Genomic DNA, 16,492 nt, shown 5'->3' on the forward strand with positions numbered 1-16,492 from the left:
CCGCCATGCCGATCCGTCACGCCATCGTCCATCTGATCGACAAGAAGCCCGACGGCCAGCCCGCGACCCTGCACGCGCGGGACGCCGAACTGGCCGACTCCCAGGCCATCGAGAATCTGCTGGCCGATCTCAACGACAGCTACAACGCCAAGCCCAACAAGGCCTGGGGCCTGTTCCACGAAGAATCCGGCGCCTATCCCTTCAGTGGCTGGCTGCATGCCTATCTGGAAGGCGAACAGGATTTCGTCGCCTTCAGTCGCCAGGCAGTGGAGCATCTCAAGGGCCTGATGGAGAGCAGCAACCTCTCCACCGGCGGCCATGTGCTGTTCGCCCAGTACCAGCAGGGCATGACCGACTACCTGAGCATCGCCCTGCTGCACCACAGCGAGGGGGTGACCGTCACCGAAAAGCTGGAAGTGGCGCCGGCCAAGCACCTGGACCTGGGCCAGCTGCACCTGGCGGCGCGCATCAACCTGTCCGAGTGGCGCAACAACAAGCAGTCGCGCCAGTACATCTCCTTTATCCGTGGCAAGGGCGGCAAGAAGGTCTCGGACTACTTCCGCGACTTCATCGGTTGCCAGGAAGGCGTCGACGCCAAGGGCGAGACCCGTACCCTGCTCAAGGCCTTCAGCGACTATGTGGAGAGCGAGGACCTGCCGGAAGAGGCCGCCAAGGAAAAGACCGACACCCTGGTGGACTACGCCAGCAGCCAGGCCAAGCGCGGTGAGCCCATGGCCCTGGATGCCCTCTCCGAGTTGATGGACGACGAGGCGCCACGCGCCTTCTACGACTACATCCGCAACAAGGATTACGGCCTGGCGCCGGAGATCCCGGCGGACAAGCGCACCCTCAACCAATTCCGCCGCTTCACCGGTCGCGCCGAAGGCTTATCGATCAGCTTCGAGGCGCACCTGCTGGGCTCGCGCATCGAATACGACGAAGGCCAGGATGTGCTGATCATTCGCGAGGTGCCGACCCAACTGAAGGACCAGCTCAAGCGGCGCAAGGACTAGGACCGCCTGGCCGCTGGACACCCGGGGTTGCAAACGCGGTCACCGATCGGGCGCCCCCGGCTGGACAGCGGCCAGCCAAAGGGGGCACAAGATGTCCCTTCTTTTCCCTCTCTGCCGAAAAAGTCGAAATCATGAGCCAGTACCCCTTCGAACGCCGCATCGTCATCACCCTGCAATCGAACAACGAACTGACGCTCGACGCCGCCCTCGACCAGGCCGTGTCGCGCATCAAGCAGGGCGAGATCCACGGTGGCGACGAAGGCCTGGCCACTGCCTACAGTTTCCATGTGGACACCGTGGCCGAAGGCCCCTCCGGTCCGGTGGACCTGGGCGAATACCTGGGCCGCCCGGCCACCAAGGCCGAGCAGAGCGTGGTGGACGCCGGCGTGGTGCCGCGCTTCCGCCTCGGCCAGAGCGTGGCCGTGCAGGTCGGCAATGGCGAACCCAAGCCCAGCAGCATCCAGGAAGTGCGCCTCTTTCCCCAGGTGGAAGGTCCCTGCTGGCTGTACCTGGTGGAAGAGCGCGTTCATCGCGACTACCTGCCGGCCAAGAAGCTGCGGGCGATCTGAGCGACGCCACGATGTTGGGCTTCGCTGGCGCTCAGCCCAACCTACCGCCCCGGAGGGTGGACTGAGACAGCTTCATCGTCGAAGCCCAACAGGCAGACCTGAGCCCAACAACCTACTCAACCGAACGCGGCGATCTGGCGATAGAGCGACAGCGCCGGCGCGGCTGTCGTGCCGGTCATCTGGGTGAGGATACTGCCATCCAGCGCGGTGCTCGCGCCGGCGCCCTGCCCGTTCGCCGGCTGCGTCGTCCATTGGGGTGCGCCATCCGCCCCGGTGCTGACGCCAAAGGTCGGTGCCGATAGCTGGGCGGTTTCCTGAGCGGCAGCGGTCGCCATGCCGCCGGGGCTCAGGCTATCGATGAGCTGACTGCTCAACTGATTGGGTTGCCAATCCGGCATGCCGGGATTCAGCGTACCGAGGATGCCGGCGTCTTCCGTGGCGGCGGGTGCCCAGTTCCAGGACGCGGCACCCTGATTCTGCGGGGAGAGCCCGGAGAAGGCCACGTTGGCCGCATCGGTGCCACGTTTCGCGCCCTCGAAATAGGCGAGCTGACGTTCAGCCGAGGTGAAGGTGCCGGAATCGTCGCTGGCGATACGCGCCAGGCTGTTGCTGTCCAGGTTGGCGAAGGGATCCTGCGTGGAGGCATCGGCATAGCGACTGTCGTCATGGTAATAGCTCACCAGCAGGTGATTGGCCGCCTGCTTCGCCAACTGGATACGGTCGGGACTGGCCCCCTCGGGCATCTCGCCGAGCACGGCGGCGTCGGTGCCCTGGCTGCGGATCTGCTGCTGGAGGATCTGCATGAAGCCGTCGAGATCGGCATTGCCGCTCGATTGCCCCGGCAGCAGACCGGCGATCAGCTGGGCCGCGGGCGACAGGTCCACGGCGACGGCGCTGCCACTGGACGCAGCACCAGTCTGGCCACTGTCGGCCGCCGAGGTAGTCGGATTGCCCGTCGCGCCTGGACGGGCAGGTTGGGTGCCTGCCGTTGTCGCCTGCATCTGGCTGTCGATCGCCATCACGTCTGCACCCTCCGGCCGCCCGGGCGGCTCGCCTCAGTCTCCTTTATGCCAGGGCAACCTTAGGCTTTGCTTAGCGGCGGACGGACCCGGCAAGGGCGGCGCGACGACCCTAGGCCCGACGCTCCCAGACCTCGCAGGCATAGGCGGGACGGTCTTCTTCGGCGGCATGCTGCTGCCGCGAGACGAGTTCCCAGTCGGCCTCGTTCCAGGCGGGAAAGAACACGTCCCCGTCCGGCGCCAGGGCGACGCGGGTCAGGTAGAGCCGCTGGGCCAGCGGCAGGGCGTCGGCGAACAGCTGGGCGCCGCCGATCAGCATGATCTCGCTGGCCTCGCGTTCCCGGGCCCAGGCCTCGGCACGCTCCACGGCAGCGGCCAGCGACGTCCGCACCTCGGCACCTTCGGCCACTAGATCAGTCTGACGGGAGACCACCAGATTCAGCCGACCCGGCAGCGGGCGGCCCAGGGAGTCCCAGGTCTTGCGACCCATGACCAGCGGCTTGCCGAGGGTCACGGCCTTGAAATATTTGAGCTCCGCTGGCAGGTGCCAGGGGAGACGATTGTCGATGCCGATGACGCCGTTGTCGGCCACGGCGACGATCAGGCTCAGGGGGAGAGAGGTTTTCATGGAGACAGAGCATAACAGAGGCGTTAACAGCCAGGGCGCCAGGGACTATGCTCGGCGTTTTTGCCGCAAGGGCGCCGACGCGTGACCGCAACCCCCTCTCCCGCCTTCGAGGATCTCTGGCTCACCGAAGCCCTGCGCCTGACCGAAGAAGACAGCGGCCCGCTGGAAGACGCCGAGGCCAATCGCCAGGCACGCGCGGCCGGCGGTCCCTTCGAGGCGCGACTGGTGACGCGCGCCCGTCTGCTCGGTCAGCGCGACGGTCTGCTGGCGGCACGGCGTCGCTGGCGCCAGGGCGCGCTGCTGGCCGCTTGGCTGCTGGGCATCGTGGCGCTGTTCTGCGGCGCGGGTCTCGCCGCCGGGGCGCTGGGCGATGGCAGTCGTCCGGTCAATGTGTTCTGGGCGCTGGGCAGTCTGCTCGGCCTCAACCTCCTCAGCCTGCTGGTCTGGGCCCTTGGCCTGCTGGGGGGTGGCCGGCAGTTGGCCTCGCCGCTGGCACGCCTCTGGCTGTGGCTCTCCGGCCGCCTGGCGCGGGATGCCCGCGCCCTGCACCTGGGTCCGGCGCTGGTCGGGCTGCTCGGTCGCGCCCGCCTGCTGCCCTGGGCGCTGGGCGGTCTGGTCCACGGCCTCTGGCTGCTGATCCTCGGCAGTGCCCTGGCGACCCTGCTGGCGCTGCTTTCCGGACGCAGCTATCTGTTCGTCTGGGAGACCACCCTGCTCGGCAGCGACACCTTCGTGCTGCTGACCCAGGCGCTCGGCGCCCTGCCCCAGCTACTGGGCTTTCCGCTGCCCGACCCGGCCAGCATCGCCGCCAGTGGCGATGCCGCCAGCCCCCTGGCCGCGGCACGCCAGGCCTGGGCCGGCTGGCTGCTCGGCGTGGTGCTGGTCTATGGCCTGCTGCCCCGGCTGCTGCTCACCCTGCTCTGCCTGTGGCGCTGGCGACGCGGTCGCCAGCGGCTGCGGCTGGACGTCGAGCGCCCCGGCTATCTGCACCTGCGCGAACGCCTGTTGCCCACCAGCGAACGCCTCGGGGTGAACGACGCCGCGCCCGCGCAGCTGCCCCAGCAGGATGCCGGCAGCCTCGCCCGCACCGGCGACGAGGCGCTGCTGGTGGGCATCGAACTCACCGACCATACCTGGCCGCCGCCGCTGCCCGAAGGCGTGCGTGACGCCGGCGTGCTCGACGACGGCCAGGGCCGGCGCCATCTGCTCGAACAGCTGACCCGCTATCCGGCCCGCCGCCTGCTGATCGCCTGCGATCCCCGCCGCTCGCCGGATCGCGGTACCCTGACCCTGCTGGCCGAATTGTCGCGCTGCGCCACGGCCACCCGCGTCTGGCTGTTGCCCGCGCCCCTGGGCGGCAAGCTCGATCCGGTGCGCCTGGACGACTGGCGCCAGGCGCTGGATGCCCTGCGCCTGGCACACTGCACCGGCGATCTCGAAGAACTGGCCTGGCTGGAGACGAATCCATGAGCGGCCCCCTGCGCCTGGCGCTGGTCGGTCACACCAATGTCGGCAAGACCTCGCTGCTGCGCACCCTGACCCGCGACGTCGACTTCGGCGAGGTCTCCCATCGCCCCAGCACCACCCGCCATGTCGAGGGCGCGCGGCTGTCGGTGGATGGCGAAGCCCTGCTGGAGCTCTACGACACTCCCGGCCTGGAAGACGCCATCGCCCTGCGCGATTACCTCGAGCAACTGGAGCGCCCCGGCGAACGCCTGGACGCCGCCACCCTGCTCGACCGCTTTCTCGACAGCGTGGAAGCCCGCCAGCGATTCGAGCAGGAGGCCAAGGTGATTCGCCAGCTGCGCGCCTCCGATGCCGGTCTCTATGTGATCGACGCCCGTGAGCCGGTGCTGGCCAAGTACCGCGACGAACTGGCGGTGCTGGCCGGTTGCGGTCGTCCGCTGGTGCCGGTGCTCAATTTCGTCGCCGCCGACGGCCACCGCGCCGACGATTGGCGCGCCACCCTGGCCCGCCTCGGCCTGCACGCCCTGGTGCGCTTCGACAGCGTCGCCCCGCCGGCGGACGGCGAGGCGCGCCTCTACGAAAGCCTGGCAACGCTGCTGGAAAGCGGCCGCCCGGCGCTGCAACGACTGATCGCCGATCACGCCGAGCAGGCCCGCCGCCGCCATCAGCAGGGGGTGCGGCTGATCGCCGAGCTGCTGGTGGACGCCGCCGCCGCGCGGCGCAGCGTGGCGCCTGGCGAAGCCGAGGTGAATACCGCGACGGCCGAGTTGCGCGACGCCCTGCGCACCCGCGAACAGCGCTGCGTGGAAGACCTGCTGCGGCTGTTCGGCTTTCGCCCGGGCGATGCCCACGCCAGCGACCTGCCGCTGCTGGACGGGCGCTGGGGCGACGATCTCTTCAATCCGGAAACCCTGCGCCTGCTGGGCATCCGCCTGGGCGGCGGCGTGGCGGCCGGCGCCGCGGCCGGGGTCGGCCTGGACCTGCTCGCCGGCGGTCTGACCCTGGGCGCCGCCACGGTGCTGGGCGCCCTGGCCGGCGGCCTGGCGCAGACCGGCGGCCACTATGGTCGGCGGCTGTTCGGCAAGCTGCGCGGCGGACGGGAACTGTCCATCGACGATGCCGTGCTGCGGCTGCTGGCCGTCCGGCAGCGACAATTGCTGGCGGCGCTGGAAACCCGCGGCCATGCCGCCCAGGGCGCCATCGAGGTGGCCGCCCCCGACGAGCAGCGCTGGCGCGAGGGCAAGCTGCCCGCCGCCGTGCAGGTGGCCCGGGCCCATCCGGAATGGTCGGCGCTCAATCCGCGCCCGCGCCTGCAGGCCGACGACCGCCAGAGCCGCATCGACGAGATCGCCGCCGCCCTGGATGCGGACGCCTAGCGGCGCTCCAGCTCGGCGAGAAAGACCGCCACCGTGGCCATGCAGGCTTCGCGTTCTTCCACGTGGGGCATGTGGCTGGAATGCTCGAAGATACGCCAGCGGGCATCCGGGATGAGTCTATCGAAGGGCTCCACGCAGGCCGGGGTGGCCTCGTCGTGACGCCCGGAGATCAGCAGGGTCGGCACCTGGATCCGCTCGAGCCGCTCGATCACGCTCCAGTCCCTGAGACTGCCGATCACATGGAATTCGGTGGGGCCGTTCATGGCGTGATAGACGGTGGGATCGGCGTCGATGGCGGCGAAGGTCCGCGCCACCTCGGCCGGCAGGGGCTGCACGCGGCAGACATGACGGGCATAGAAGACCTCACTGGCAGCGCGGTACTCCGGCGAGTCGGTGGTGCCGGCGGCCTCGTGGCGCTCCAGGGTGGCCTGCACCTCGGCCGGCAACTCGGTCCGCAGCCCGGCCGCGGCCTCGCGCCAGAGCGCCATGGACGCCGGCGAATTGGCGATGACCAGCCCCCGCAGTCCTTCAGGCTGGCGCACCCCGTGCTCGGCGGCCAGCATCCCGCCCCAGGATTGGCCGAGCAGCACGTACTGGCGGATACCCAGGTGGCGCAGCAGGTTGTCTAGCTCGTCGAGAAACAGCGCCACCGTCCAGAAGCCGGGGTCTATTCCGCGCAGGTGGGTGGAGCGGCCGTTGCCCAATTGGTCGTAATGCACCACCGGCCAGCCGCGCTCGGCCAGGTCCTTGAAGCTGTCCACATAGTCATGGGTGCAACCGGGACCGCCATGGGCCACCACCAGCGGCAACCGCCCGCTGGCCAGCTCACCGGTGACCCGGTACCAGGTCTGATGGCCGTGGAAATCGGCGTAGCCTTCTTGAACCTGCATGGAAGCCTTCCTCGTCTCGATGGGAACGGGGTCAGGCTAACGGGCGGGTGGGAGGGGGATAACTGGGAAAAGTTGTAGGTTTGGGGCGTTGGGCTGCGTTGCAGTTCTGATCGGCAGCCGGGCTGATTCGCGGCGTTCGATCCCTTCACGCCGGACAGCCCCCTCTCCCGCTTGCGGGGGAGGGAGCTGTACAGCGTAAAGAGTAGCTTTCAAGTACAGGATCGCGTTCCGCGTAGGGTGGATGACGGCGCAGCCTCATCCACCGAAACACCCGAGGGGTCAGTGCGACTTGAGCCCCGCCGCCGTCAGCACCAGGCGCAGCACCCAGGCCACCACGCCCAGCGCCACCAGGCTGCAGGCCCAGATGCCGGCCATCCAGGCCAGCCGCTGCCAGAGCGGCTTGTTGTCCGCGGGATTGGGTTCGCGCGAGCGGCCGGGCATCAGTGGTAGCCCTCCCCCGCGCGTACCTTGCCGCGGAACACGTAGTAGCCCCAGAAGGTGTACATCAGGGTGATGGGGATAATGAACAGGGTGCCGATGAGCAGGAACAGCTGGCTCTGCGGCGGCGACGAGGCCTCCCAGATGGAAACCGCCGGCGGGATGATGTTCGGCCAGAGGCTGATGCCCAGACCGCTGTAGCCGAGGAAGATCAGCGCCAGGGTCAGCAGGAAGGGCGCATGGTGCGAATCCTCGCGCAGGATGGCGCGCAGCAGGGCCAGGGTCACCACGCCGACCAGGATCGGCACCGGCAGGAACCAGACCAGGTTGGGCATGCTGAACCAGCGGGCGGAAATGGCCGCCTGGCTCAGCGGGGTCCAGATGCTCACCACCGCGGTAAAGGCCAGCAGCAGGAACAGCAGCGGCTTGGTCAGGCGGCGCATGGTCGCCTGCAGCGGACCCTCGGTCTTCATGATCAGCCAGGTGCTGCCCAGCAGCGCATAGGCGGCGATCACGCCCAGGCCGCAGAACACCGAGAAGGGTGTCAGCCAGTCCAGCGGACCGCCGACGTACTGGCGATTCTCCACCGGGAAGCCTTCGATGAAGGCGCCCAGGGCCACGCCCTGGCAGAAGCTGGCCAGCAGCGAGCCGAAGATGAAGGACTTGTCCCACAGGGCTTCCTTGCCTTCCTGGACCTTGAAGCGGAATTCGAAGGCCACACCGCGGAAGATCAGGCCGATCAGCATGAAGATCAGCGGCAGGTACAGCGCCGGCAGGATGATCGAGTAGGCCAGCGGGAAGGCGCCATAGAGCCCCGCCCCGCCGAGTACCAGCCAGGTCTCGTTGCCGTCCCAGATGGGCGCCACGGTGTTCATCATGACGTCGCGGTCTTCCTTGCCCTTGACGAAGGGAAAGAGGATGCCGATGCCCAGGTCGAAGCCGTCCATGACCACGTACATCATGAGGCCGAAGATGATGATGATCGCCCAGATCAGCGGGAGGTCGATGCCAGGGATGCCGTTCATGTGCGGTCTCCGGTCAGCTGGTCGGTGGGGTTGTCTTCTTCCAGGCCGCCATCGGCGCCGGACAGCGGACGCTTGGGATGGCGATCGGTGCCCGGACCGCCGGAGGTGGGCAGGTCGCCTTCACCGGTGTGCGGACCCTTGCCGATCATGCGCAGCGCATAGAGGGTGCCGATGCCGAACACGGCGAAATAGACCACCACGAAGGCCACCAGGGTGATGCTGAGCTGGGTGACGCTGTGGTTGGATACCCCGTCCTTGGTGCGCAACAGGCCGTAGACGATCCACGGCTGGCGGCCCACCTCGGTGGTGAACCAGCCGGCCAGCAGGGCGATGAGACCGACCGGCCCCATGCAGGTGACCAGGCGCAGGAAGGCGCGGGTCTCGAACAGCTTGCCGCGCCAGCGCAGCCAGGCGCTCCACAGGCCGGCGGCGATCATCAGCATGCCCAGGGCGACCATGATGCGGAACGACCAGAACACCACATAGGCCGGCGGCCGGTCTTCCTTGGGGAAGTCCTTGAGCGCCGGGATCGGCTCGGTGAGGCTGTGCTTGAGGATCAGGCTGCCCAGTACCGGGATTTCCACCTTGAAGCGGGTTTCCTCGCGCTCCATGTCCGGCCAGCCGAACAGGATCAGCGGGGTCGCTTCGCCCGGGGGGTTCTCCCAGTGGCCTTCCATCGCGGCGATCTTGGCCGGCTGGTGCTCCAGGGTGTTGAGGCCGTGGGCGTCGCCAACGAAGGCCTGTACCGGGGCCACCAGCAGGGCCATCCACATGGCCATGGAAAACATCTTGCGCACCGCCGGGTTGTCGTTGCCGCGCAGCAGGTGCCAGGCCGCCGAGGCGCCGACCAGGAAGGCCACCGACAGGTAGGCGGCGATGGTCATGTGTGCCCAGCGGAAGGGGAAGGACGGGTTGAAGATCACCGCCAGCCAGTCCACCGGGACGATGCGCCCATCGACGATCTCGTAGCCGCTCGGGGTGTGCATCCAGCTGTTGGAGGACAGGATCCAGAAGGTCGACATCAGGGTGCCGATGGCCACCATCACCGTCGAGAAGAAGTGCAGGCCGCGACCCACGCGATTCCAGCCGAACAGCATGACGCCGAGGAAGCCGGCTTCGATGAAGAAGGCGGTCAGCACCTCGTAGGTCAGCAGCGGGCCGGTCACGGCGCCGGCATAGTCGGCGAAGCCGCTCCAGTTGGTGCCGAACTCATAGGCCATCACCAGACCGGACACCACGCCCATGCCAAAGAAGATCGCGAAGATCTTCAGCCAGAAGTGATACAGATCCTTGTAGACGTGGTTGTCGGTCTTCAGCCACAGCCCTTCGAGCACGGCGAGAAAGCTCGCGGTACCGATGGACAGCGCCGGGAAGACGATGTGGAAGGACACGGTGAAGGCGAACTGGATCCGGGCGAGATCCAGGGCTTCGAGGCCGAACATAGCTTTTCCTCTCAGGCACGCCGGCCATCGAGGGTAGCCGGTCGAGTTGACGCTGACCGAGGTTCGAACCTCCGGCGTCGCCTGGGGTTCTAGCGGGACGCTAAAAAGGCGCCACCGCCGCTAGCCCATTGGACCAGGTCGGAAGCTGACGTGGATCAACGTCAGGCTTTAGGATAGACCTCCTCGATACATTTGCTTACGTGGTTGGATGTCGCATCGGGCAGGCTGTCGCACCCCGCAGTGGTATGACGATCAGTCCCCGGGTGGCTTAAGATGCCGCCTCTGTCCCTGCGAGCCCCAGTCATGTCCGGCGATACCCTGCAGCTGCGTCACCACCGTCCCTTCGTCGCCTTCTGGTTCGCCCGCATCTGCACCGCCGGCAGTTTCCAGATGCTCACCGTCGCCATCGGCTGGCACCTCTATTCCCTCACCGGCAACGTGCTCGATCTCGGCCTGGTGGGGCTGGTGGAATTCCTGCCGCGGGTACTGTTCATGCTGCACACCGGGCATGTCGCCGATCGCTACGACCGCCGCCGGGTCGCCGCCCTCTGCCAGACCGGCCAGGGCCTGATCGCCCTGGTGCTGCTGGTGGGCAGCCTCAATCAGGCGGTGACCCGCGAACTGATCTTCATCCTGGCCTTCTGCCTGGGTACCGCGCGCGCCTTCGAACAGCCCACCACCCAGGCGCTGCTGCCCAACATCGTGCCGCCGGCGATCTTTCCCCGCGCCATCGCCGCCGCGGCCTCGGCCATGCAGGGCGCCACCATCATCGCCCCCGCCCTGGGCGGCCTGCTCTATGCCCTGGGCGCCGCCTGGGTCTATGGCCCGGCGCTGGTGCTCTACGGCATCGCCATCCTGCTGGTCTCCAGCCTGCCGGCGCGGCAGACGCCCAGCCAGAAGGAAAAGCCGACCCTGGACAACCTGCTGGCCGGCATCCGCTTCATCAAGAGTCGCCCGGACGTGCTCGGCGCCATCTCCCTGGATCTCTTCGCCGTGCTTCTGGGCGGTGCCACCGCCCTGCTCCCGGTGTTCGCCGCCGACATCCTGCTCACCGGTCCCTGGGGTCTGGGCCTGTTGCGCTCGGCGCCGGCCGTGGGCGCCTTGGGCATGTCCTTTCTGCTCGCCTACGTCAGCCTCAATCGCCACGTGGGGCGCATCATGTTCGGTTCGGTCGCGCTGTTCGGCGTCGCCACCATCGCCTTCGGGCTGTCCACCTCGCTGTGGTTCTCGCTGGCCACCCTGGTGGTGCTGGGCGCCGCCGACATGGTCAGCGTGGTGATCCGCAGTTCCTTCGTCCAGCTGGAGACCCCCGATGCCATGCGCGGCCGGGTCAGTGCGGTCAACGGCCTGTTCATCGGCGCCTCCAACCAGCTCGGCGAGTTCGAGTCGGGGGTTACCGCGCACTTCTTCGGCACGGTGCCGGCGGTGGTGCTGGGCGGCGTCGGCACCCTGGTGATCACCGGGGTCTGGATGAAGCTGTTCCCCGGTCTGGCCAGGCGTGACCGGCTGACGGAGCCGCGCCAGGACAGTTGAATCCAGCCCTGCCGCCAACGGGCCATTCATACCTGGGGGATGACCGCTCGGCCCGAAGTAAACTTATCGCGCAAACCTTTAACGCAAAATGTGATCCATGTCACACACTTTGAAGCGTTGAGGTTTTCATGCGTACCCCCCTTTCCATGGCCGCCCGCCTGGGCCTGGGCTTCGGCCTGATCCTGGTGCTGATGCTGCTGATCACCCTCGTCGGCGTCCAGCGCGTCGGCGTCATCGATGACACCCTGACCGCCGTCAGCCAGGGCGCCAGCGTCAAGCAGCGCTACGCCATCAACTTCCGCGGCAGCGTGCACGACCGCGCCATCGCCATTCGCGATACGGTGCTGATCCACGACGCCGCGCCCCTGGCCAGTCGCCTGGCCGACATCGACCGGCTCAAGGCCTTCTATCGCCAGTCCGCCGAGCCCATGGATCAGCTGTTCGCCAGCCAGGGCGCCACGGCCGAGGAACAGCGCCTGCTGGCGGCCATCAAGGACATCGAAGGCACCGCCCTGCCGCTGACCGAGCGCCTGCTGCAGCTGCGCCAGGCCGGCGATCTGGAAGGCGCCCGGGTGTTCCTGCTGGAGCGCGTCTCGCCGGCCTATGTCGAGTGGCTCAAGCGCATCAATGCGCTCATCGATCACGAAGAAGCCATCGCCAGCGGCCACCTGGGCGAGGTCCGCGGCATCGCCGGCGGCTTCCGCTGGCTGATGCTGGTCACCTGCGCCCTCGCCCTGCTGCTGAGCGTCACCGTCTCCATCCTGATCATTCGCCAGATGGGTGCCACCCTGGGCGGCGAACCCCACGCCGTGGCCGCCGCCATCCGCCGCCTGGCCGAGGGCCGCCTGGACGAGCGCCCCGCCACCCGCCATCCGGACAGCGTCATGGGCACCCTGGGCAGCGCCACCGCGCACCTCGGCGAGACCATCATCCAGGTACGCCATACCGCCAGCTCGGTCGCCGCGGCGGCGGCCCAGCTGCAAGGCACCGCCCAGACCAACCAGCGCCACACCGATGTGCAATCCAACCAGGCCCAGCACATGGCCGCCGCGGTCACCGAGCTGGCCGCCACCATCGGCGAGGTCGCCGGCTACGCGGCCCAGGCCGCCCAGGCCACCGGCAATGCCAGCGCCCAGGTGGACAACGGCAACCGGCTGGTCGCCAGCTCCGGCCAGGCCATCGGCCAGCTGGTGCAGGCCCTGGAACAGGCCAGCGTCACCGTGCAGCAAGTCTCCAGCGACAGCGCCAGCATCGAGAACATCGTCGCCGTCATCAACGGCATCGCCGAGCAGACCAACCTGCTGGCGCTGAACGCCGCCATCGAGGCGGCCCGGGCCGGCGAGCAGGGTCGCGGCTTCGCCGTGGTCGCCGACGAGGTCCGCAACCTGGCCACCCGCACCCAGGAATCGACCCGCGAGATCCGCGCCATGATCGCCACCCTCCAGGAAGGCGCCGGACGCGCCGCGGCGCAGATGGAAGAGAGCCGCGGCCAGGCCCACGAGACCGCCGAACTGACCCAGCGTGCCGTCGCGGCCCTGGCGGCCATCCAGGCGGACGTCGGCTCGGTGAACGCCATGAATGCCCAGATCGCCACCGCCGCGGCCCAGCAGACCGCCGTGGCCGAAGAGGTCAACGAGAACATCAACCGCATCCACGCGGCCACCCTGGAAACCGCCAGCGGTTCGCAGCAGATCGCCGGCGCCAGTCGCCAGCTGGCCGAATTGGCCGAGGACCTGGAGCGCCGCATGAGCCTGTTCCGCACGGCCTCGGCCTGAATATCCGGCAACGCTCGCGGGCTGAACCTAGACGCGCGCGTGACGGTCAGCAGTCAGACACCTTTTCCCGTGCAGGAGTCTGGACATGCAGCTTTCCCTCAACGGCCAGGTCGCCCTGGTCACCGGCGGCAGCTCCGGGATCGGCGCCGCCGTCGCCGAGGCCCTGGCCAAGGCCGGTGCCGCCGTCGCCATCAACTACCATTCCAGCGCCGAACCGGCCGAGGAACTGGCCAAGCGCATCCAGGACGCCGGCGGTCGCGCCATCGCCGTTGGCGGTGACGTCGGCGACGAGGCCGAGGTCCAGGCGCTGTTCGACCGCACCCTGGAAGCCTTCGGCCGGCTGGACATCCTGGTCGCCAACTCCGGCCTGCAAAAGGATGCGGCCGTGGCCGACATGTCGCTCAAGGACTGGAACACGGTGATCAACACCAACCTCACCGGGCAGTTCCTTTGCGCCCGGGCGGCGATCCGCCAGTTCCGCAAGCAGGGCCGCGACGAAAGCATCTCCCGCGCCCTGGGCAAGATCATCCATATGAGCTCGGTCCACGAGGTCATTCCCTGGGCTGGCCACGTCAACTACGCCGCCTCCAAGGGCGGGGTCAATCTGCTGATGCGCAGCCTGGCCCAGGAAGTCGCTGCCGAGGGCATTCGCGTCAACAGCATCGCCCCGGGCGCCATCGCCACCGCCATCAACGAAGAGGTGACCGGTGACGAGGCCAAGGCCCGCGAACTGCTCAAGCTGATCCCCTACAAGCGTGTCGGCCACGTCGACGACGTGGGCAACGTGGCGGTCTTTCTCGCCAGCGACCTGGCCGACTATATCGTCGGCACCACCCTGTTCGTCGACGGCGGCATGTGCCTCTATCCAGGATTCGAAGACAATGGCTGATTCCACCTCCGTGCACGCCCGCCGCAGTATCGGCGCCCACGGTGTCATCGGCGACCTGCGCACCTGCGCCCTGGTCGCCACCGACGGCACCATCGACCACTTCTGCTGGCCGAATCTGGACAGCCCCTCGGTATTCGCCGCCCTGCTCGACTCGGAAAAGGCCGGCTACTTCAGCCTGGCGCCGGTCTGGGAAGACGCCCGCGAGCAGCAGCTCTATCTGCCGGACACCAATATCCTGCAGACCCGCTGGCTATCGGCGGAAGGCGTCGCCGAGATCACCGATCTGATGCCGGTGTGCAGCAGCGAGGACACCCAGCCGCGCATCGTCCGCCGCGTGCAGGTGGTGGCCGGACGCTGCCGCTTCCGCCTGGTCTGCGCCCCGGCCCATGACTATGCCCGCGCCGAGACCCGCGCCCGCCTGGTGGACGGCGGCGCCCTGTTCGAGGCCGCGGGCCAGCCGACCCTGCGCCTGGCGTCGAGCGTCACCCTGCAGGTGGACGGCAACGCCGCCCTGGCCGAATTCGAACTGGAACAGGGCGAACAGCTGGATTTCGTCTTTGGCTGCGAGAAGGACGACAAGGTCGTCGCCGGCCAGAGCGATCTCTGCTTCGAGGACACCCTGACCTACTGGACCTCCTGGGCCGCCAAGAGCCACTACCAGGGGCGCTGGCGCGAGATGGTCACCCGCTCGGCCCTGGCGCTGAAGCTGCTGACCTCCTGCAAGCACGGCTCCATCGCCGCGGCCGCCACCTTCAGCCTGCCCGAAGCCCTGGGCGGTGAACGCAACTGGGACTATCGCGCCTCCTGGATCCGCGACGCCTCCTTTACCGTCTACGCCTTCATGCGCCTGGGCTACACCCAGGAAGCCAAGGATTTCACCCACTGGGTGGGCCAGTGCGTGGAAAACAGCCACAGCGCCCCGGAAAAGCTGCAGATCATGTATCGCCTGGACGGTGGCCTGGACCTGCCCGAGGAAACCCTCGACCACCTGGCCGGCTATGCCGACTCGAGTCCGGTGCGCATCGGCAACGAGGCCTACAAGCAGATCCAGCTGGACATCTATGGCGAGCTGATGGACGCCATCTACCTGTCCAACAAGTATGGCGAAGCCATCTCCCACCAGGGCTGGAAGGAGGTGGTGCGGATGATCGACCACGTCTGCGAGCACTGGAACCAGCCCGACGCCGGGATCTGGGAGATGCGCGGCGATCCCGAGCACTTCCTGCATTCGCGGCTGATGTGCTGGGTGGCCATCGACCGCGCCATGCGGCTGTCGGTCAAGCGCTCGCTGCCGATGCCCTACGAACGCTGGTACGCCGCCCGCGCCGCCATCCAGGAAGACATCTGGGATAACTTCTGGAACGCCGACCTGGGTCATTTCACCTCGACCCGTCACGGCAAGAGCCTGGACGCCGCCCTGCTGCTGATGCCGCTGGTGCGCTTCGTCAGCGCCACCGATCCCATGTGGCTGTCCACCCTGGACGCCATCAAGACCAACCTGGCCTACGACGGCATGATCCGCCGCTACAACCCGGCGGACACGCCAGCGGACAACCTCAAGGGCGAAGAAGGCGCCTTCGTCGCCTGCTCCTTCTGGTACGTCGAATGCCTGGCCCGCGCCGGTCGCGTCGACGAAGCCCACCTGGAGTTCGAAAAGCTGCTGGGCTACGCCAATCCACTGGGTCTCTATGCCGAGGAACTGGACAAGCGCGGCTACCCCCTCGGCAACCTGCCCCAGGCCCTGTCGCACCTGGCGCTGATCAGTACCGCCTTCTTCCTGGATCGCAAGCTGAGCGGCAAGGATCCGCAATGGCAGCCTTAGGGTGGGTCGATACGGCCACAGTGGTCCGCCGATGCGGCCACTCCTGCGGGTACCAGCCCAATAGCTGATCGCGATCCTGCCGGAGCGGATAAAGCCAGAAACCCGCTCGGATAGCACCCTCTCCCCTTGGGAGAGGGTTGGGGTGAGGGCACAGCGTGGTACGAAGCTACTGTGGAAAAGGCTGCGCCGTTTTCCACGCTACGGAGCCAAACGAAGGTAGCCAAACGCCTGCTCGGGCAGCCCCCTCTCCCCTTGGGAGAGGGTTGGGGTGAGGGCACAGCGTGGTACGTAGCTACTGTGGAAAAGGCTGCGCCGTTTTCCACGCTACGGTGCCAAACGAAGGTAGCCAAACGCCTACTTGGGCAGCCCCTCTCCCCTTGGGAGAGGGTTGGGATGAGGGTACAGCGCGGTACGTAGCTACTATGGAAAAGGCTGCGCCGTTTTCCACGCTACGGTGCCAAACGAAGGTAGCCAAACGCCTACTTGGGCAGCCCCTCTCCCCTTGGGAGAGGGTTGGGATGAGGGTACAGCGCGGTACGTAGCTACTATGGAAAAGGCTGCGCCGTTTTCCACGCTACGGTGCCAAACGAAGGTAGCCAAACGCCT

General features: G+C 67.7%; 14 protein-coding genes. 8 read left to right on the forward strand and 6 right to left on the reverse strand.

What is annotated here, in order from left to right; genetic code table 11:
* Positions 1-5: 5 nt before the first annotated feature.
* Both yejK and PSK12I2_RS0115155 read left to right on the forward strand, forming a co-directional pair.
* A complete protein-coding gene (gene yejK / locus PSK12I2_RS0115150) occupies positions 6-1,013 on the forward strand; it encodes a nucleoid-associated protein YejK (protein WP_007162557.1) in 1,008 nt (335 codons plus the stop codon).
* 131 nt (positions 1,014-1,144) lie between these two features.
* Complete coding sequence (locus tag PSK12I2_RS0115155) at positions 1,145-1,582, forward strand: hypothetical protein (RefSeq protein ID WP_007162558.1); 438 nt, start codon at positions 1,145-1,147, stop codon at positions 1,580-1,582.
* A gap of 116 nt (positions 1,583-1,698) precedes the next feature.
* Here PSK12I2_RS0115155 and PSK12I2_RS0115160 read toward each other — a convergent pair whose 3' ends face one another.
* Positions 1,699-2,601, reverse strand: coding sequence for a hypothetical protein (locus PSK12I2_RS0115160; RefSeq protein ID WP_027599051.1), 903 nt, complete (start codon positions 2,599-2,601; stop codon positions 1,699-1,701).
* A 112-nt stretch (positions 2,602-2,713) separates the two neighbouring features.
* Positions 2,714-3,229, reverse strand: a complete 516-nt coding sequence (locus PSK12I2_RS0115165; protein WP_027599052.1) for a dihydrofolate reductase — start codon at positions 3,227-3,229, stop codon at positions 2,714-2,716.
* Positions 3,230-3,310: 81 nt separating this feature from the next.
* On the opposite strand from PSK12I2_RS0115165, the gene PSK12I2_RS0115170 reads away from it, so the two are divergent.
* Together PSK12I2_RS0115170 and PSK12I2_RS0115175 are read left to right on the forward strand one after the other, a co-directional pair.
* A complete protein-coding gene (locus PSK12I2_RS0115170; protein ID WP_027599053.1) occupies positions 3,311-4,699 on the forward strand; it encodes a DUF2868 domain-containing protein in 1,389 nt (462 codons plus the stop codon).
* On the forward strand, positions 4,696-6,072 hold the full coding sequence (locus tag PSK12I2_RS0115175) for a GTPase/DUF3482 domain-containing protein (protein ID WP_027599054.1): 1,377 nt from the start codon (positions 4,696-4,698) through the stop codon (positions 6,070-6,072). Before PSK12I2_RS0115170 ends, PSK12I2_RS0115175 begins: the two co-directional genes overlap by 4 nt.
* Here PSK12I2_RS0115175 and PSK12I2_RS0115180 read toward each other — a convergent pair.
* From PSK12I2_RS0115180 to PSK12I2_RS0115195, 4 genes are all read right to left on the reverse strand, one after another.
* Positions 6,069-6,962, reverse strand: a complete 894-nt coding sequence (locus PSK12I2_RS0115180; protein ID WP_007162563.1) for a proline iminopeptidase-family hydrolase — start codon at positions 6,960-6,962, stop codon at positions 6,069-6,071. The genes PSK12I2_RS0115175 and PSK12I2_RS0115180 overlap by 4 nt on opposite strands.
* A 279-nt stretch (positions 6,963-7,241) precedes the next feature.
* Positions 7,242-7,403: a DUF2474 domain-containing protein gene (locus PSK12I2_RS24625; RefSeq protein WP_007162564.1), complete on the reverse strand. Its 162-nt coding sequence runs from the start codon at positions 7,401-7,403 to the stop codon at positions 7,242-7,244.
* Entirely contained in the window at positions 7,403-8,425 is a 1,023-nt protein-coding gene (gene cydB / locus PSK12I2_RS0115190; RefSeq protein WP_007162565.1) for a cytochrome d ubiquinol oxidase subunit II, read from the reverse strand. Before cydB ends, PSK12I2_RS24625 begins: the two co-directional genes overlap by 1 nt.
* Positions 8,422-9,867, reverse strand: coding sequence for a cytochrome ubiquinol oxidase subunit I (locus PSK12I2_RS0115195; protein WP_007162566.1), 1,446 nt, complete (start codon positions 9,865-9,867; stop codon positions 8,422-8,424). Before PSK12I2_RS0115195 ends, cydB begins: the two co-directional genes overlap by 4 nt.
* A 303-nt stretch (positions 9,868-10,170) precedes the next feature.
* Between PSK12I2_RS0115195 and PSK12I2_RS0115200 the strand changes: the two genes are divergently transcribed.
* The 4 genes from PSK12I2_RS0115200 to PSK12I2_RS0115215 all read left to right on the forward strand — a co-directional run bounded on the left by PSK12I2_RS0115200 (position 10,171) and on the right by PSK12I2_RS0115215 (position 15,886).
* Complete coding sequence (locus PSK12I2_RS0115200; protein ID WP_007162567.1) at positions 10,171-11,400, forward strand: MFS transporter; 1,230 nt, start codon at positions 10,171-10,173, stop codon at positions 11,398-11,400.
* Between the two features lie 128 nt (positions 11,401-11,528).
* Positions 11,529-13,175: a methyl-accepting chemotaxis protein gene (locus PSK12I2_RS0115205; RefSeq protein WP_027599055.1), complete on the forward strand. Its 1,647-nt coding sequence runs from the start codon at positions 11,529-11,531 to the stop codon at positions 13,173-13,175.
* 85 nt (positions 13,176-13,260) lie between these two features.
* Positions 13,261-14,064 carry a glucose 1-dehydrogenase gene (locus PSK12I2_RS0115210; RefSeq protein WP_027599056.1) on the forward strand — a complete coding sequence of 268 codons (804 nt, stop codon included), beginning with the start codon at positions 13,261-13,263 and terminating at the stop codon, positions 14,062-14,064.
* On the forward strand, positions 14,057-15,886 hold the full coding sequence (locus tag PSK12I2_RS0115215; protein WP_027599057.1) for a glycoside hydrolase family 15 protein: 1,830 nt from the start codon (positions 14,057-14,059) through the stop codon (positions 15,884-15,886). Before PSK12I2_RS0115210 ends, PSK12I2_RS0115215 begins: the two co-directional genes overlap by 8 nt.
* Positions 15,887-16,492 lie beyond the last annotated feature (606 nt).

It is taken from the genome of Pseudomonas sp. MOIL14HWK12:I2, from assembly GCF_000510745.1.
GTDB lineage: Bacteria > Pseudomonadota > Gammaproteobacteria > Pseudomonadales > Pseudomonadaceae > Chryseomonas > Chryseomonas oryzihabitans.

What these genes read in the sequence shown, in the direction of transcription:
- yejK (WP_007162557.1), top strand. Translation starts at nt 6, where the DNA reads ATGCCGATCCGTCACGCCATCGTCCATCTGATCGACAAGAAGCCCGAC.
- PSK12I2_RS0115155 (WP_007162558.1), top strand. Translation starts at nt 1,145, where the DNA reads ATGAGCCAGTACCCCTTCGAACGCCGCATCGTCATCACCCTGCAATCG.
- PSK12I2_RS0115160 (WP_027599051.1), bottom strand. Translation starts at nt 2,601, where the DNA reads ATGGCGATCGACAGCCAGATGCAGGCGACAACGGCAGGCACCCAACCT.
- PSK12I2_RS0115165 (WP_027599052.1), bottom strand. Translation starts at nt 3,229, where the DNA reads ATGAAAACCTCTCTCCCCCTGAGCCTGATCGTCGCCGTGGCCGACAAC.
- PSK12I2_RS0115175 (WP_027599054.1), top strand. Translation starts at nt 4,696, where the DNA reads ATGAGCGGCCCCCTGCGCCTGGCGCTGGTCGGTCACACCAATGTCGGC.
- PSK12I2_RS0115180 (WP_007162563.1), bottom strand. Translation starts at nt 6,962, where the DNA reads ATGCAGGTTCAAGAAGGCTACGCCGATTTCCACGGCCATCAGACCTGG.
- PSK12I2_RS24625 (WP_007162564.1), bottom strand. Translation starts at nt 7,403, where the DNA reads ATGCCCGGCCGCTCGCGCGAACCCAATCCCGCGGACAACAAGCCGCTC.
- cydB (WP_007162565.1), bottom strand. Translation starts at nt 8,425, where the DNA reads ATGAACGGCATCCCTGGCATCGACCTCCCGCTGATCTGGGCGATCATC.
- PSK12I2_RS0115195 (WP_007162566.1), bottom strand. Translation starts at nt 9,867, where the DNA reads ATGTTCGGCCTCGAAGCCCTGGATCTCGCCCGGATCCAGTTCGCCTTC.
- PSK12I2_RS0115200 (WP_007162567.1), top strand. Translation starts at nt 10,171, where the DNA reads ATGTCCGGCGATACCCTGCAGCTGCGTCACCACCGTCCCTTCGTCGCC.
- PSK12I2_RS0115205 (WP_027599055.1), top strand. Translation starts at nt 11,529, where the DNA reads ATGCGTACCCCCCTTTCCATGGCCGCCCGCCTGGGCCTGGGCTTCGGC.
- PSK12I2_RS0115210 (WP_027599056.1), top strand. Translation starts at nt 13,261, where the DNA reads ATGCAGCTTTCCCTCAACGGCCAGGTCGCCCTGGTCACCGGCGGCAGC.
- PSK12I2_RS0115215 (WP_027599057.1), top strand. Translation starts at nt 14,057, where the DNA reads ATGGCTGATTCCACCTCCGTGCACGCCCGCCGCAGTATCGGCGCCCAC.